Annotated in this window: 17 protein-coding genes; 8 read left to right on the forward strand and 9 right to left on the reverse strand. The window is 70.2% G+C overall.

Going from position 1 to position 15,381, the window contains the following annotated elements:
• The first annotated feature begins 19 nt into the window (after positions 1 to 19).
• A complete protein-coding gene (locus AAD496_RS12925; protein ID WP_349829211.1) occupies positions 20 to 370 on the forward strand; it encodes a metallopeptidase family protein in 351 nt (116 codons plus the stop codon).
• A 324-nt stretch (positions 371 to 694) separates the two neighbouring features.
• Complete coding sequence (ybaK, locus tag AAD496_RS12930) at positions 695 to 1,198, forward strand: Cys-tRNA(Pro) deacylase (protein ID WP_349829212.1); 504 nt, start codon at positions 695 to 697, stop codon at positions 1,196 to 1,198.
• A gap of 19 nt (positions 1,199 to 1,217) precedes the next feature.
• On the opposite strand, the gene AAD496_RS12935 is transcribed toward ybaK, so the two are convergent.
• On the reverse strand, positions 1,218 to 1,832 hold the full coding sequence (locus AAD496_RS12935) for a YigZ family protein (protein WP_349829213.1): 615 nt from the start codon (positions 1,830 to 1,832) through the stop codon (positions 1,218 to 1,220).
• A gap of 10 nt (positions 1,833 to 1,842) precedes the next feature.
• Positions 1,843 to 2,661, reverse strand: coding sequence for a DUF8083 family protein (locus AAD496_RS12940; RefSeq protein ID WP_349829214.1), 819 nt, complete (start codon positions 2,659 to 2,661; stop codon positions 1,843 to 1,845).
• Positions 2,662 to 3,001: 340 nt separating this feature from the next.
• Between AAD496_RS12940 and AAD496_RS12945 the strand changes: the two genes are divergently transcribed.
• The gene (locus AAD496_RS12945; RefSeq protein WP_349829215.1) at positions 3,002 to 3,226 is read left to right on the forward strand and encodes a DUF3073 domain-containing protein; all 225 of its coding nucleotides are present in this window, start codon (positions 3,002 to 3,004) and stop codon (positions 3,224 to 3,226) included.
• Positions 3,227 to 3,491: 265 nt separating this feature from the next.
• Here AAD496_RS12945 and purM read toward each other — a convergent pair whose 3' ends face one another.
• The 6 genes from purM to argG all read right to left on the reverse strand — a co-directional run bounded on the left by purM (position 3,492) and on the right by argG (position 9,954).
• Positions 3,492 to 4,625 carry a phosphoribosylformylglycinamidine cyclo-ligase gene (purM, locus tag AAD496_RS12950; RefSeq protein WP_433913771.1) on the reverse strand — a complete coding sequence of 378 codons (1,134 nt, stop codon included), beginning with the start codon at positions 4,623 to 4,625 and terminating at the stop codon, positions 3,492 to 3,494.
• Between the two features lie 3 nt (positions 4,626 to 4,628).
• On the reverse strand, positions 4,629 to 6,119 hold the full coding sequence (gene purF / locus AAD496_RS12955; RefSeq protein WP_349829216.1) for an amidophosphoribosyltransferase: 1,491 nt from the start codon (positions 6,117 to 6,119) through the stop codon (positions 4,629 to 4,631).
• A gap of 77 nt (positions 6,120 to 6,196) precedes the next feature.
• Entirely contained in the window at positions 6,197 to 6,712 is a 516-nt protein-coding gene (locus tag AAD496_RS12960; RefSeq protein WP_349829217.1) for a hypothetical protein, read from the reverse strand.
• A 107-nt stretch (positions 6,713 to 6,819) separates the two neighbouring features.
• Positions 6,820 to 7,194 (reverse strand): sterol carrier family protein, encoded by a 375-nt coding sequence (locus AAD496_RS12965; protein WP_349829218.1) that lies wholly within the window; start codon positions 7,192 to 7,194, stop codon positions 6,820 to 6,822.
• A gap of 138 nt (positions 7,195 to 7,332) precedes the next feature.
• Complete coding sequence (locus AAD496_RS12970) at positions 7,333 to 8,409, reverse strand: asparaginase (RefSeq protein WP_349829219.1); 1,077 nt, start codon at positions 8,407 to 8,409, stop codon at positions 7,333 to 7,335.
• A gap of 114 nt (positions 8,410 to 8,523) precedes the next feature.
• Positions 8,524 to 9,954: an argininosuccinate synthase gene (gene argG, locus AAD496_RS12975; protein ID WP_349829221.1), complete on the reverse strand. Its 1,431-nt coding sequence runs from the start codon at positions 9,952 to 9,954 to the stop codon at positions 8,524 to 8,526.
• Positions 9,955 to 10,124: 170 nt separating this feature from the next.
• On the opposite strand from argG, the gene purD reads away from it, so the two are divergent.
• The 5 genes from purD to AAD496_RS13000 all read left to right on the forward strand — a co-directional run bounded on the left by purD (position 10,125) and on the right by AAD496_RS13000 (position 14,854).
• Entirely contained in the window at positions 10,125 to 11,480 is a 1,356-nt protein-coding gene (gene purD / locus AAD496_RS12980) for a phosphoribosylamine--glycine ligase (protein ID WP_349829222.1), read from the forward strand.
• Between the two features lies 1 nt (position 11,481).
• Positions 11,482 to 12,402 (forward strand): phosphoribosylaminoimidazolesuccinocarboxamide synthase, encoded by a 921-nt coding sequence (locus AAD496_RS12985; RefSeq protein WP_349829223.1) that lies wholly within the window; start codon positions 11,482 to 11,484, stop codon positions 12,400 to 12,402.
• Positions 12,403 to 12,527: 125 nt separating this feature from the next.
• A complete protein-coding gene (gene purS, locus AAD496_RS12990) occupies positions 12,528 to 12,818 on the forward strand; it encodes a phosphoribosylformylglycinamidine synthase subunit PurS (RefSeq protein WP_349829225.1) in 291 nt (96 codons plus the stop codon).
• A 14-nt stretch (positions 12,819 to 12,832) separates the two neighbouring features.
• On the forward strand, positions 12,833 to 13,570 hold the full coding sequence (gene purQ / locus AAD496_RS12995) for a phosphoribosylformylglycinamidine synthase subunit PurQ (protein WP_349829302.1): 738 nt from the start codon (positions 12,833 to 12,835) through the stop codon (positions 13,568 to 13,570).
• A 120-nt stretch (positions 13,571 to 13,690) separates the two neighbouring features.
• Positions 13,691 to 14,854: a DUF6882 domain-containing protein gene (locus AAD496_RS13000; RefSeq protein WP_349829226.1), complete on the forward strand. Its 1,164-nt coding sequence runs from the start codon at positions 13,691 to 13,693 to the stop codon at positions 14,852 to 14,854.
• 107 nt (positions 14,855 to 14,961) lie between these two features.
• Here the strand turns inward: AAD496_RS13000 and AAD496_RS13005 are convergent, their stop codons facing one another.
• Positions 14,962 to 15,276 (reverse strand): hypothetical protein, encoded by a 315-nt coding sequence (locus tag AAD496_RS13005; RefSeq protein WP_349829227.1) that lies wholly within the window; start codon positions 15,274 to 15,276, stop codon positions 14,962 to 14,964.
• Positions 15,277 to 15,381: the final 105 nt, after the last annotated feature.

A 15,381-nucleotide genomic window follows, 5' to 3' on the forward strand; every position in this document is an offset into this window, starting at 1 on the left:
CCTCCCTACACTGTCCCCCGTGGACCCAATCGACGACGCGACCTTCGAGACCCTCGTGGACGAGGCGATGGAGAACCTCCCCCAGGGCGTCGTCGACCACATGGACAACGTCGCGCTCTTCGTCGCCGACGATCCCCCGCCCGAGGAACCCGATCTCCTGGGCGTCTACGACGGTATCCCGCTCACCGAACGCGACGGCTCCTTCGGCTTCGTCCCGCCGGACACGATCTTCCTGTTCAAGAACAACCTCGTCGCCTTCGCCGAGGACCTCGACCACCTCTACGAGGAGATCATGGTGACGATCGTCCACGAGATCGCCCATCACTACGGCATCGACGACGACCGCCTGCACGAACTCGGCTGGGGCTGAGTTCCCACCACCGCCGAAACCCACCACCGCCGAGCCACAGCCCTCACCAGGCCGCACACAGCCTTTCTCAGGCCCCTGTGATTTTTGTCCCATTAGCGGAGTATCACCTACAGTTCCCTGCAAGAGTGAACGATCCCGGACCCACGGGCCGGGCCACTTCGACCACCGGAAACGAATACCCGCCCCGTACACCGACCGTGGATCGTCCTCGGACCGACAACCACGGCCGCCGGCCGCCTCGACACCGAGCGCGACCACGGACGGCACGAGGGGCCGGCCGCGCGCCGACCACCCCTCCACGGGACCCACGGGGCAGGAGGCACAGTGTCAGTAGCAGTACGTTCCACCCAGGCGGCGTCCACGCCGGCGCTCCGGGTACTCACCATGGCCGGAGTCGACTACACCGTCCACGACTTCGAGCACGACCCCTCGACGCGCCGGTACGGCTCCGAGGCGGCCGACAAACTGGGCGTCGACGGCCACCGCGTCTTCAAGACCCTCTTCATCCTCGTCGACGGCGAACCTGTCAACGCGCTCGTACCCGTCACCGGGCAGCTCGACCTCAAGGCGCTCGCGGCGGCCCGCGGCGGCAAGAAGGCCCAACTCGCCGGCATCGCCGAGACCGAACGCCGCACCGGGTACGTGACCGGTGGCGTGAGCCCCTTCGGCCAACGCTCGACCACGCCCGTCGTCGTCGACCGCTCCGCCGAGGACCACGACACCATCTACGTGTCCGCCGGCAAGCGTGGACTGGAGATCGAGATCCGTCCCGGCGACCTCGTCATGCTCGCCAACGCGCAGGTCGCCAAGATCGCCACCCTCGACTGACTGGAACGCCGCCCTGCCCTCAGTGGTACGTCGCCGTCCCGATCGCAGGCTCGGCGGCACCCGCGGAGGCGTCGGCGAGGACCGCGACGAGCGCCTCGACGTCGTCCGGGGGTACGGCGATCGTGTGCACGACCGAGGCCCCGTACTCGCTGTCGACGACCTTCCACCCGCGCTGTTCTGCTGTGACGGTGAGGCCGGCGGCCACCGAGTAGTCGAGGTCGACGGTCACCGGGACGAGGAGTTCGCGCTCGTCGACCTCCATCCCGTCGAGCGCCGCGGACACGGCACCGCCGTAGGCACGGACCAGTCCCCCGGCCCCGAGCAGGGTACCGCCGAAGTACCGCGTGACGACCGCGACGGCGTAGGTGAGGCCGTGGCCGGTGAGCACCTCGAGCATGGGGATGCCCGCGGTCCCGGAGGGTTCGCCGTCGTCGCTGGAGCGCTGCGTGCGGGAATCGGGGTCGAGGACGAAGGCGCTGCAGTGGTGACGGGCCTTGGGGTGGGCGGACCGCTCCTCCTCGACGACCGCGCGGGCCTGTTCCTCGGTCTCCACGTGCGCGACGCGGGCGATGAACCGCGATCGCTTGATCTCGATCTCCGCGGTGTGGTCGCCGCGCGGAGTCAGGTACGCCATCGGCCCGGCCTCAGCTCGACCGCGAGTAGAGCATGATCCGCTCCCAGCGCTGCGTGTACTGCTGGAAGGCGGCGATCGCGGCCTCCCGGTCGTCCTGGTCGAGCGCGTCGATCCACTGGTGGACGAGGTCCGCACCGGTGTCCGGCCACAGCACGTCCGACATCCCGCCGAGGTCGAGCTCCAGGACGGAGTTCATGTCGAAGTCGTCGAGCCACTGCGCGAGCACGCCGGTCGTCTCGACGACCCCGGCCAGCTTGGACTTCTCCTTCATGACGTCGTGCGCCCAGTCCACCCGCGCCGAGGCGGTGAGGACGGGCGTACGCACGAACACCCGCGGGGTGCCGTCGGTGTCCTCGGACTCGATGACCTCGTCCTCGCTCGGGTCGACGGCCAGCCACCAGACGGGGTTGACGTCCCAGGACCCGGTCCGTGCGAACACCCGGGTGTCGGGGTCCTCGTTGGCCCATTCGGCACGCAGCGCCTGCGCCCGGCGCCGGGAGGCCTTCGGGACCACGAGGTCGATGTCGGTGCGCGGCAGCTCCTCCTCGAGCGCGTCGAATGAGTGCCAGGAGCGGATGTCGTCCTGCACCGGGCTCACCCGGTTGAAGTCGTCGCCCACGTCCTCGGCCGTGAGGAACACGGGGGTGCCGCGGTAGGAATCGGCGATCGGGTCCGGCGGCAGACTGATGAGTCGGGAGTCCGCGTCCGCGGAGACGAGCGCCTCGATCTTCTCCCGGTTGTCGCTCACCGGGAATCCCGTGTACTCGGGATGCACCACAAGGGGTTCGTACACCCGCAACACGACTTCGAAGCTCCGCCTGTAGACCATTCGCCCAGGATAACGGGGGCGTTCCGCGCCCGTGCCCGTGTTCGCCCACGGCTCAGGGGCGCCCGGCCGGGCTCCCGCACCCGGATGCTCACGGGATGTTCACGCCCCCGCCACCTCCCACCGCCGCCGAGGCACCCGTCCCGCCATCCAATCACCCGTCCACATGGCGGGACGCCGAGAGTGATCCGCGTCCCCGTTCACCGCGCGCGAATGGAAACACACCAGTACGCACGGTAAGATCACAGCACGATTGACTTAAGACGAAACCCGGGGCCCTGAGAAGGGAACGACTTCAGACCACTCATCCCCGCCCCGGGACGACACGGAGGGGGTCACACCTGTGGGTCGCGGCCGCGCGAAGGCGAAGCAGATCAAGGTAGCCCGGAAGCTCAAGTACTACAGCCCGGACACCGACCTCGGTGCACTCCAGAAAGAGCTGGGCGGTGAGTCCTCCGATCACGGGTCTTCGGTTGATCCTTATGACGAGGACCCCGACTACTCGGAGTACGCCGACAAGTACGCCGACTACGACGTCGAGGAGGACGACGACCAGGACGGTCGTTGACGCACTCCCTCGCTTCGACTGCGGCCCGGACTCTCGACGAGTCCGGGCCGCAGTCGTCTCCCCGGCATCCTCCACCGACCCGAACCGCCCCGATATCGTCTGAGGCCCTGGATATGTCAGAACATATCGGGGGTTGCAGACGATATCGGGGCGGTTTGCGAGCCGACGGGCGGGCACCCGAGGTCGGGGCGCCTCGGCAGCGGAGAGTCGCGCCGGCGGGTCGCTTCAGAAGCGGCGGGGTGCCGGGGTTCGGGCGGCGTCGGGCTCAGTCCAGGAGGATCGCGGCGCCACCGTCGACGCCCTTGGCGCCCTGGACGTAGTACTCGTCACGGGCGTGCGAGCGATCGTCCGTGACGACCTCGCCGAGGACCCACGCACCGTCGAAGTCGGCCACCACGGCGTCCGCGGAGTCCGCATCGACGACGAGCACCATGCCGACACCCAGGTTCCACGTGCGCTCGCGGTCGGCGCGCGGGACGCCGCCCAGGTCACCCAGCACCTCGAAGACGCTCGGCACGGTCCACGTGGAGCGGCGCATCCGGGCGAGCACACCCTGCGGCAGCACGCGGGCCACGTTGGCGGACAGGCCACCGCCGGTCACGTGAGACATCGAGTGGACGGCGCCGGAGTGCTTGTCGAGCACGTCGAGCAGCGGTCCGCTGTAGACCGTCGTCGGAGTGAGGATCTCCTCGCCGAGGGTGCGCCCGAACTCGGGGACCTCCCGGTCGAGGGCCCACCCGGCGTCGGCGATGATCCGGCGCACCAGCGAGTACCCGTTGGAGTGCAGACCGGAGGACGGCAGGGCGACGAGGACGTCTCCGGCACGCACCTTCTCGGCGCCCAGCAGGTTCTTCGCATCGATGACACCGGTGGCGGCACCGGCGACGTCGTACTCGTGCTCACCGAGCAGACCGGGGTGTTCGGCGGTCTCGCCTCCGACGAGCGCGACGTCGGCCGAGGCGCAGGCCTCCGCGATACCGCGGACGATGTCGGCGATCCGCTCGGGGACCACGTGCCCACAGGCGATGTAGTCGGTCATGAACAGCGGCTTGGCGCCGGCCACGACGATGTCGTCGACGACCATGCCCACGAGGTCGTACCCGATCGTGTCGTGGATGTCGAGGGCCTGGGCGATGGCCACCTTGGTGCCCACGCCGTCGGTCGAGGTGGCCAGCAGCGGCTGCTCGTAGTCCTTGAGGAAGGACACGTCGAACAGGCCCGCGAACCCGCCGGTCCCGCCGAACACGTGGCGGTTGTGGGTCGCGGAGACCGCGGACTTCATGAGTTCGACGGCCTTGTCACCGGCCTCGACGTCGACACCGGCGGCGGCATAGGTCGTCCCGGCGCCCGCACCGGACTCGGCAGCACCATTCACAGCGGCACCATTCACGTCGGTCACTTCTCAGCAGCTCCTCTCGAGCGACAGGGCAGGGTCGTTCGGCACGGGGATCGGATACTCACCCGTGAAGCAGGCGGTGCACAGGGAGGCGGCCGGCTGGCGGGTCGCCTCGATCATGCCGTCGACGGAGATGTATCCGAGCGAGTCGGCGCCGAGCGACGTGCAGATCTCCTCGGAGGTCAGCCCGTTGGCGATCAGCTCCGCGCGCGTGGCGAAGTCGATGCCGTAGAAGCACGGCCACTTGACCGGCGGGGAGGAGATCCGGATGTGGATCTCCTTCGCGCCGGCCTCGCGCAGCATCTTCACGAGCGCCCGCTGGGTGTTGCCGCGCACGATCGAGTCGTCGACGACGACCAGCCGCTTGCCGCGGATGTTCTCCTTGAGCGGGTTGAGCTTCAGCCGGATGCCCTGCTGCCGCAGCGTCTGCGAGGGCTGGATGAAGGTCCGGCCCACGTAGGCGTTCTTCATGAGGCCCTGGCCGAAGGGGATCCCGGACTCCTCCGCATAGCCCACGGCCGCAGGTGTTCCGGACTCGGGCGTCGCCATGACCATGTCGGCCTCGACGGGATGTTCGCGGGCGAGGACCCGGCCCATCTCCGCACGGGAGGCGTGCACCAGGCGACCGTCGATCACGGAGTCCGGACGCGCCAGGTAGACGTGCTCGAACACGCAGCGGGCGGGTGCCGGATCGGCGAACTTGTAGGAGCGCAGGCCGTCCTCGTCGATGGCGATGAGCTCACCGGGCTCGACGTCACGGACGAAGCTCGCACCGACGATGTCGAGGGCCGCGGTCTCGGAGGCGACCACCCACCCGTGCTCCAGCCGGCCGAGCGACAGCGGGCGCACGCCGTGCTTGTCGCGCGCGGCGTAGAGGGTGTTCTCGTCCATGAACGCGAAACTGAACGCGCCCACGAGCCTGGGGAAGAGGTCGAGGGCCTCGTCCGTGAGCGAGCCGGTCTGACCGGAGGCGAACAGCTCGGTGACGAGTGAGGTGTCGTTCGTCGAGTCGCGGTAGGGGCGGGTACGCCCCTCCTTCTGCGTGTGCTCGCGGACGACGGTGTCCCGGGCCGGGCGGCGCTCGTCCGCCATGGCCTCGAGTTCCTCGAAGTTCGTGAGGTTGCCGTTGTGGGCGAGCGCCAGGGTGCCCCAGGGGGTGGGCCCGAGCGTCGGCTGGGCGTTGGCCCACATGGGCGAACCGGTCGTCGAGTACCGCGTGTGCCCGATCGCGATGTGCCCCGGCAGCGTCTCCAGATCCTTCTCGTCGAAGACCTGCGACACGAGTCCCATGTCCCGGTAGACGAGGATCTGCTCACCGTTGCTGGTCGCGATACCGGCGGACTCCTGCCCGCGGTGCTGCAGGGCGTAGAGCCCGAAGTAGGTGAGTTTGGCGACGTCCTCGCCCTGGGCCCAGATGCCGAAGACACCGCATTCGTCCTGCGGTTTCTTGTCGCCGGGTTCGATTTCGTGAGTCAGTAGACCATCCGCGCGTGCCACACGCCTCATTGTTCCACAGGAAACGCGGGGCGAACGGCCGGTGTATGACGGGTCACACACCGGTGTTGGGGTCAGAGTCAGACAGTGGAACGGCCGTCCGAGCCGCCCTGCGAGTCCGTGCCGTCCTCCGGGTCCGCCGCCGAGGCGCCCTGCCCCTCGACACCACCCGTGTCGTCCTCTGCCGCGTCCTCCTCGGCTGCACCGTCCGCGTCCTGCACCGGCACGGCCTTCACGACCTGCACCTCGTCCTCGGGGTCGGGCTGGACGACCCGATACTCGCGGTACTCGGCGGGCACCTCGTAGGTGCGGGCCCGCTTGACGCTGCGGCGGTCGAGCACGAGGGCGACGATTGCGCCCACGAACCCGAAGAACACCGCGGAGAGCACCATGAGCAGCCACAGCGAGGAACCCGAGGCGTAGGACTGCGCGGCCGAGGGATCCGTGAGGTCGGGCTCGACGACGCCGAGGGCGGTGAGGCCCCAGACGGCGAGCGCCACGAGCAATCCGAGGACGATACCCAGGCCCACGAAGACCGAGTACTTGGGGCTGCTGCGCACGGAGACCTCGACGGTCCTCCGGGTTGTGTGTGCCATGCGTCCTTCCGGGTCCGGCAGTACTGAGAACGTGCCCGGCCATTCTAATCGGCGGCCCACCCGGCCCGGTCCCAGGAATCCGTGACCTGCGCGGCCCCGGACCCGGATCAGAAGAGCGGTGTCTGCGCGCTCAGGTCGGCGCGGGTGCCGGAGGCGGTCACGCGCGCCTCGGCCACGGCGGTCGCGAAGGCAAGGTCACCGGTGACGATCCGCAGCCACGTCTCGGGGTCGGTCTCGATGACATTGGGCGGGGTCCCGCGCGTGTGCCGCGGCCCTTCGATGCACTGGGTGACGCCGAAGGGCGGGACGCGCACCTCGACGGAGTTCCCCTCGTGCCGCTCGGCCAGTTCCTCCAGGGAGAAGCGCACGGCCGTCGCCACGGTCCGGCGGTCCACCGGTGCGGCTCCCGAGGTGCGCGCCGAGCCCCAGCGCTCCACCGCCGCGCGTCCGTCGGCGGGGTCGATCCTGCGTCGTACAGCCATGCCCGGCATCGTAGCCCGGCAATCAGCTCCGCCGCGCCTCACCACCCGTCGAGAGCGAGCTGAATGGCAGATGCACTCCTCGGATCCGCCACCGACCTCGCACTCACCGCTCTCAATCGCTCGCTGTGCTCACCACACTCAGCGGAGGGCGGCCACGACTCCGGCGCCGGGGAGCATGCGGCCGACGATCGCCGTCGCGCCCGCGGCGTCCGTACCGCCGGTCACCGGGACGTCCAGGCGCTCCAGCACCGGGGCGACCGCCTCGGCGTCGAGGGCACCGGAGCCCGCGAGCAGGTGGAGGGCGACCATCGTCGTCGCCCGGTTCGACCCGTCAAGGCACTTGACGGCCACGGACCACCCGGCCGGTGTCGCCATCACCATGACGCCCTCGGCACCGAACTTCGCGACGATGCCGAGTTCCTCGATCGCCACCGAGTTCGGCCGCCCGTGCCCCTCGATCGCCCAGGGGTGCGCGAGGATCGCGTCGCGCAGGAGTGCCGCGTTCTCCGTCACCCCGGTCGCCACCGCCTGCACGCCCCGGGCCAGCCGGTCGAGCGGCATCGCGTGGACGGGGGCGCCGCACCCGTCGACGCCCACGTGGTCGGAGGGTGCACCGGTGTACCGCTCCACCACCCGCGCCACGTGCTGCTGCAGCGGGGAGTCCGGGTCGAGGTAGTCGTCCGTGTCCCAGCCGTTCGCCACGCAGGCCGACAGGAAGGCCGCGTGCTTGCCGGAACAGTTGAAGTACAGGGGCGAGGCACCCGCGGGCGCACCCGCTGATGCCTCCGTACCCTCGACCTCGGCCCGCGCGACGACCTCCTCGCGGAAGGCCCGGTCGGCCGGCAGCACCGCGGGGCACTTCAGCGCCGAGGCGTCGAGCCCGGCCGCGTCGAGGATCCCCCGGACGGCGGCCACGTGCCCGGCCTCCGACTTGTGCGAGGCACTCGCGAGCACCGCCGCCTCTCCGGTGAGCGGCGCCCCCGCGTCAAGACAGGCGAGCGCCTGGAGCGGCTTGAGACAGGAGCGGGAGTAGACGGGCACCTCGGGCGCGCCGACCCGCACGAGAGGCGCCCCGGTCGGGTCGAGGACGACGGCCGAGCCCAGATGACGCGACTCGACGAAGCCGGAGCGTTCGATCACGGCGATCTCGGCGGACGCGGTCCCGGTCGCCGTCGTGGGAAGGGATTCGAGGGAGGGGATGTCGAGGGAACTCATACCCTCCAGCCTAGGACCGGACCCCCGGAACACGATCGAGGTGGCACGTATGGTCGGATCCAAGGAAGAGATCCGACCATACGTGCCACCTCGATGACGCGCCGTGCGTGGACCTCAGTCCGTGCCGGTGTCGAAGGCGGCGTACTCGCCGCTCAGATCGCGCTTGCGACCCTCCTCGTCGAGCTCGGCCTCGCCGCCGCGAATCTTCTCCGCCTCGCCGACCTGCAGCTCACCGACGAGCTCACCGGTGGCACCACCGATGAGGCCCTTGCCGAAGTACTGCTCCAGCCGCTCACGGGAGTCCGCGATGTCGAGGTTGCGCATGGTGAGCTGGCCGATCCGGTCGTCCGGACCGAAGGCGGCGTTGACCACACGCTCCATGGACAGCTTCTCGGCCGCGTAGCTGAGGTTCGGGCCGGTGGTGTCGAGGATCGTGTAGTCGTCGCCGCGACGCAGCCGCAGCGTGACCTCACCTGTGACCGCCGAGGCGACCCACCGCACCAGCGACTCGCGCAGCATGAGCGACTGCGGGTCGAGCCAGCGGCCCTCGTACATGAGGCGGCCCAGGCGACGGCCCTCCTCGTGGTAGTTCGCGACGGTGTCCTCGTTGTGGATCGCGTTGAGCAGCCGCTCGTACGTGATGTGGAGGAGCGCCATGCCCGGGGCCTCGTAGATGCCGCGGGACTTCGCCTCGATGATCCGGTTCTCGATCTGGTCGGACACGCCCAGGCCGTGACGGCCACCGATCGCGTTCGCCTCGTAGACGAGCGCCACCGGGTCGGAGTACTCGACGCCGTTGATCGCGACAGGGCGGCCGGCCTCGAACCGGACGGACACCTCCTCGGTGGGCACCTCGACGTCCTCACGCCAGGCGGGGACACCCATGATCGGCTCGACGAGGTCGAGGCCCACGTCGAGGTCCTCGAGCTTCTTCGCCTCGTGGGTCGCGCCCCAGATGTTCGCGTCCGTCGAGTAGGCCTTCTCCGCGGAGTCGCGGTACGGGAATCCGCGTGCGGTGAGCCACTCGCTCATCTCCTGGCGGCCGCCGAGCTCGGACACGAAGGTCGAGTCGAGCCAGGGCTTGTAGATCCGCAGGTTCGGGTTGGCCATGAGGCCGTAGCGGTAGAACCGCTCGATGTCGTTGCCCTTGTAGGTGGAGCCGTCGCCCCAGATGTCGACGCCGTCCTCCTTCATGGCGCGCACCAGGAGCGTGCCGGTGACGGCACGGCCGATGGGCGTCGTGTTGAAGTAGGTCTTGCCGCCGGAGCGGATGTGGAAGGCGCCGCACTGGAGCGCGACGAAGCCTTCCTCCACGAGGGCGGTCTTCGCGTCGACGAGGCGGGACAGCTCGGAACCGTACTGGCCGGCGCGGCCGGGCACGGACTCGATGTCCGGTTCGTCGTACTGGCCGATGTCGGCCGTGTAGGTGCAGGGAATGGCGCCGTTCTCACGCATCCAGGCGACCGCGACGGAGGTGTCGAGACCTCCGGAGAAAGCGATGCCGACACGTTCACCGACGGGCAGGGAGCTCAATACTTTGGACACGAGGGGGAATCTACCCGCAAGGACGGCCTCACGTCCAGATATTTCATGCACATCAATGAATAATCATGCCAAGATCACATCCCCCGCTGTCGAGGCGCCCCGTCCTCCCGACTCCCCCGCGCACTCCCCAGCGGTCCGCGGACGTGGGCCCTCCCACTATCCTGGGGCGCGTGAAGGTACTCGTCATCGGGCCGGGCGCCCGCGAACACGCCCTCGTCGCTGCTCTTTCCCGTGATCCCCGGGTCGAGGCGGTCATCGCCGCCCCCGGCAACCCCGGCATCGGCCTGGAGTGTGAGACCCGGCCGGTCGACGCCACGGATCCCGCCGCCGTCACGGCACTCGCCGAGGAACTCGACGTCGACCTCGTCGTCGTCGGCCCGGAGGCCCCGCTCGTCGCCGGTGTCTCCGACGCCCTGCGCGAGGCGAGCTTCCCGGTCTTCGGCCCCTCGAAGGCCGCAGCGGAGCTCGAGGGCTCCAAGGCCTTCGCCAAGGAGGTCATGGAGGCCGCCGGTGTCCCGACCGCAACCGCCGTCGCGGCCACCACCCCGGAGGACGCGGCCGCCGCCCTCGACCGCTTCGGCGCCCCCTACGTCGTCAAGGCCGACGGACTGGCCGCCGGCAAGGGCGTCGTCGTGACCGAGGACCGCGCCACCGCTCTCGCCCACGCCGAATCCTGCCTGTCCGTCTCCGACCGGGTCGTCATCGAGTCCTACCTCGACGGCCCCGAGGTCAGCCTCTTCGTCCTGTGTGACGGCACGACCGCCGTCCCGCTGGAGCCCGCCCAGGACTTCAAGCGGATCTTCGACGACGACGAGGGCCCGAACACCGGCGGCATGGGCGCCTACTCGCCCCTGCCCTGGGCGCCCGACGGCATGGTCGAGGACATCGTCGCCCGCGTCGCCCAGCCGGTCGTCGACGAGATGGCCCGCCGCGGCACCCCGTTCTCCGGGCTGCTCTACTGCGGCCTGGCCCTCACCTCCCACGGCCTGCAGGTCGTCGAGTTCAACGTCCGGTTCGGCGACCCGGAGACCCAGTCGGTCCTCGCCCGCCTGGAATCGCCGCTCGCCCAGGTGATGCTCGCCGCCGCCGAGGGCCGCCTGGCCGAGATCGAGCCGCTGCGGTGGTTGGACGACCACGCCGTCACGGTCGTCCTCGCCGCCGAGAACTATCCCGAGACCCCGCGCAAGGGCGACCCGATCGCCGGGCTCGAGGAGGCGGCCGCCCTCGACGGCATCCAGGTGCTCCACGCGGGCACCTCGACGGGCGCGGAGGACTCCGCGGAGGCCGGCCAGATCCTCACCGCAGGCGGGCGTGTGCTCTCCGTCGTCGCACGCGGCGCGAGCCTCGATCAGGCACGGGCGAAGGCCTACGAGGCCGTCGACCTCATCGACTGGCCGGGCGTTCAGCACCGCACCGACATCGCCCTGGCCGCCGCCGAGGGCCGGGTCACCGTGCCCGCCGGGTACGCCGGCGCCGCGACCGGGGCCGACGCAACGGGCGCCTCGGCAGCAGGAGAGGACGCCTGACATGCCGACCCCCACGATCCCCGCCCCGGATTACGACCTCCCGGGCTGGACCCACGTCTACTCCGGCAAGGTCCGCGACATCTACGTACCCGAGGGCGCGACCGGCATGGCCGACGCGGAGAAGATCCTCATGGTCGCCTCCGACCGGGTCTCCGCCTACGACCACGTGCTCTCCCCCGGCATCCCGGACAAGGGCGCGGTCCTCACGGGCCTGAGCATGTGGTGGTTCGACCAGCTGAGCGACCTCGTGGGCAACCACGTGATCCCCGACGCCGAGGTGCCCACCGCCGTCGCCGGCCGCGGCATGATCTGCAAACCGCTCACCATGTTCCCCGTCGAGTGCGTGGCTCGTGGCTACCTCACCGGCTCGGGCCTGGCCGACTACCGGGCGACCGGCGCGGTCTGCGGCAACACCCTGCCCGCGGGCATGGACGAGTCCGACCGCATCGAGCCCGCGATCTTCACCCCGGCGACGAAGGCGGAGCTCGGCGACCACGACGAGAACATCGACTTCGCCCGGGCGAGCGAGATCCTGGGGGCCGAGGACGCCGCGCGCCTGCGGGACCTCACCCTGGAGATCTACACGCGCGCCGAGCAGATCGCCCGGGAGCGCGGCATCGTGCTCGCCGACACGAAGTTCGAGTTCGGCCGCGACGCCGACGGGACCATCGTGCTCGCCGACGAGGTCCTCACCCCCGATTCCTCGCGCTTCTGGGACGCCGGCGACTACGCACCCGGCCGTGCCCAGGCGAGCTTCGACAAGCAGTTCGTGCGCGACTGGCTCACCGGCCCGGACTCCGGCTGGGACAAGGCCTCCGACGCGACCCCGCCGGAACTCCCGGCCGAGATCGTCGAGAGGACCCGCGCCCGCTACGTCGAGGCCTTCGAACGCATCACCGGGACCCCGTTCCCGTTCGCCTGAACCGTCCACTGGGCACTCGGAGCCCGCTCCCGCGGCGCCCTGCGGGGCACCCCGGGAGCGGGCTCACGTGCTCCGGTAGACTCTCTGCCGAGCGTTCTCACCACTTGAAGGGAAACCTGAACAACATGGCACGTGTCGTCGTGGAGGTCATGCCCAAGCCGGAGATCCTGGACCCCCAGGGGAAGGCGATCGGATCGGGCCTCACCCGGCTCGGATTCACCGATCTGACGAGCGTGCGTCAGGGCAAGCGCTTCGAGATCGAGGTCGAGGGCGAGGCCACCGAGGCCCTCCTCGAGCAGGTCCGTGAGGCCGCCACCACCCTCCTGTCCAACCCCGTCATCGAGGACGTCGTCGCCGTCCGTGTCGAGGACGGGTCCGGGAAGGTCACCGCGAACGCCGCCGAGGTGGCCCGGTGACCGCCACGCAGCTCATCGGTGCCCCGCAGGCCGAGGAGATCGTGCCCGGCGCCGACGCCCTCAAGGTCGGCGTCGTCACCTTCCCCGGCACCCTCGACGACCGTGACGCCGCGCGTGCCGTGCGCCTGTCCGGTGCCCAGGCGGTCAACCTGTGGCACGCGGACGCGGACCTGTCCGGTGTCGACGCCGTGGTCCTGCCCGGTGGCTTCAGCTACGGGGACTATTTGCGCGCGGGCGCCATCGCCCGGTTCGCCCCGATCATGGACGCCGTCATCGACGCGGCCAACGGCGGCATGCCGGTCCTCGGCATCTGCAACGGCTTCCAGGTCCTGTGCGAGGCGCACCTGCTTCCCGGCGGCCTCATCCGCAACGACCACCAGCAGTTCGTGTGCCGTGACCAGGTGCTGCGCGTGGAGAACACCCGCACCGCCTGGACGAACGCCTTCGAGCAGGACGAGGAGATCCTCATCCCGCTGAAGAACGGCGAGGGCGGCTACATGGCCGACGAGTACGTGCTCGACGAGCTGGAGGAGTCCGGCCGCGTCGTCTTCCGCTACGTCGGCGTCAACCCCAACGGGTCGCGCCGCGACATCGCGGGCATCACGAACCCGATGGGCAACGTCGTGGGCCTCATGCCCCACCCCGAGCACGCCGTCGAGGCGGGCTTCGGCCCCGACACCGCCTCGGGTCTGCGCACCGGCCTGGACGGACAGGGCATCTTCGTCTCCGTCCTCACGTCTCTCCTGGCCTGAACCACCTGCCGGCCTGAACGGGCCCGGCGCCCGCCGAGGCGCCCCACACCCCGTGCCCCGTCACCTCCCGAGGTGGCGGGGCACGGTCGTCCAGACCGGGGCCCGGGTAGGCTGGGAGGCATGAGTCAGACCCTCCAGGACCTCGTCGACCAGGCCGTCTTCCTGTCCACCGAGGCGCAGTCCGCCTTCGGTGCGGTGATCGCCGACGAGGACGGCAACCCACCCCGCTGGGACGTCGACTTCGGTGACCGTCCCACGCTCACCTTCCAGGTCGAGCACGAGGGGGTGAGCCCCCTCGTCACGCGGCCGCACTTCGTGGCGAGCCAGGTCGTCGAGGGTGGAACCGGTGGCGGGTTCGCCGCGGGCTCCGCCGGTGGCAGGGGCGGTCGCGGTCGCACCCGCGGGACCTGGCGCTGGGGCTGGGACAACATCAGCGAGTTCCCCGCCCCGGTCGTCGCCGGTTCCGAGCGCACCCGTGACCTGGGGCAGGAGCACGGCATCGCCGAGCTCACGACGGCGGAGCTCACCGTCGACGAGGACGAGTGCCTGCGCCTGGTGCTCGCCGCCAAGGTCGCCACGAACCTGTGGACGCACTACCCGGCCCCGGCCGGTGGCGGCACGACGGCCTGGCTGCTCGTCCAGGGTCCCGGCACGCTGCTCGGCACCCCGACCATCCAGACGCTCGTCCGCTCGATCGCGATGGGCATCCAGCTCACGGCGGTCTCCGACCACCGTGCGGCGGTCTTCCACTACGGGCGCCTGCGCCGGTTCCCCGTCGTCGACATCGAGCTCGACGAGGGTGAGGAGGGTGCGTCGAAGGTGCGGATCCTCGCCTCCGACGGCTCCGCGGACCTCACCTTCGACGCGCAGAACCGCGTGGTGAACGCCGCGATGCAGTTGCCGGGCTCCCCCACCGTCATCGCGCAGTACGAGGATCTCGTGGAAGGCCTCCCGGCCACGCCGGAGCCCTTCGTCCCCTTCGAGGTGTCGGTGGAAGAGGCGCCCACTCGACAGGAGGAAGTGCCCACTCGAGAGCCGGAGCCCGCCGCCGAGGCGCCCGCCCCGCAGCCGGAACCCGCGGTCGAGCACCCGGAGCCTGCCGCCGAGGCGCCCGCAGCGGAGACCGCACCCGTCACGCCCCGGCCGGAACCCGCGGCGGAAGCGCCGACTCCGGAGCCGCGCCCCGAACCGACGCCGCCCGCGCCGACGAAGGCCGAGGACACGAAGGACGGCGACGACAAGCCGAAGAAGAAGGGCTTCCTCAAGCGCCTGTTCGGCCGCTGAGCCACTCCCCTGGAGCTTCCGAAGCCGAGAGGGCACATATCGTCGGATCCGAGTCAGGAATCCGACGATATGTGCCCTCTCGGCTCCTGAGTAGGAGCTCGGGTGCCTCAGGCGGCGTAGTCCGGCTCCGGGGAGTAGGACGGCGACTCGTTGAGGTGGTCCTCCTCGCCCGTCGCGGCCGCGATGTTGTTGTGGTTGATCGCGACGTTGCGCGCGGCGTCGGTGAGCGCGTCCGACAGGGTGTTGAGGTTCTTCTGGTAGGTCATCCAGTCCTCGCGGAACTGATCGGAGAAGTTACCGGTCCACACGGAGTTCTCCAGCGCCGTGGCGACGGCCGACTTCACCGTCTGGGCCTGCTGGGCGTTGTTGTTGAACGTGTCGTAGAGGTTGCTGAGGGTGACGAGCTCTGCGCCGACGGTCATGTCGGATCCTTTCACGAGAAGTACGAGGGTCTGCGTGCCCGGGACCGTCCCGGCTTCCCCGGGGCACCGAGGACCATCCGATCACACCAAGATGACATGCCGGGA

Source organism: Brevibacterium litoralis, from assembly GCF_040212315.1.
GTDB lineage: Bacteria > Actinomycetota > Actinomycetes > Actinomycetales > Brevibacteriaceae > Brevibacterium > Brevibacterium litoralis.

Bases quoted from the DNA above. Each gene is read 5' to 3' on its own strand.
- AAD496_RS12970 (WP_349829219.1), bottom strand. From the start codon at position 8,409: ATGAGTTCCCTCGACATCCCCTCCCTCGAATCCCTTCCCACGACGGCG.
- AAD496_RS12960 (WP_349829217.1), bottom strand. From the start codon at position 6,712: ATGGCACACACAACCCGGAGGACCGTCGAGGTCTCCGTGCGCAGCAGC.
- AAD496_RS13000 (WP_349829226.1), top strand. From the start codon at position 13,691: ATGAGTCAGACCCTCCAGGACCTCGTCGACCAGGCCGTCTTCCTGTCC.
- AAD496_RS13005 (WP_349829227.1), bottom strand. From the start codon at position 15,276: ATGACCGTCGGCGCAGAGCTCGTCACCCTCAGCAACCTCTACGACACG.
- AAD496_RS12965 (WP_349829218.1), bottom strand. From the start codon at position 7,194: ATGGCTGTACGACGCAGGATCGACCCCGCCGACGGACGCGCGGCGGTG.
- AAD496_RS12985 (WP_349829223.1), top strand. From the start codon at position 11,482: ATGCCGACCCCCACGATCCCCGCCCCGGATTACGACCTCCCGGGCTGG.
- purS (WP_349829225.1), top strand. From the start codon at position 12,528: ATGGCACGTGTCGTCGTGGAGGTCATGCCCAAGCCGGAGATCCTGGAC.
- AAD496_RS12935 (WP_349829213.1), bottom strand. From the start codon at position 1,832: ATGGCGTACCTGACTCCGCGCGGCGACCACACCGCGGAGATCGAGATC.
- AAD496_RS12940 (WP_349829214.1), bottom strand. From the start codon at position 2,661: ATGGTCTACAGGCGGAGCTTCGAAGTCGTGTTGCGGGTGTACGAACCC.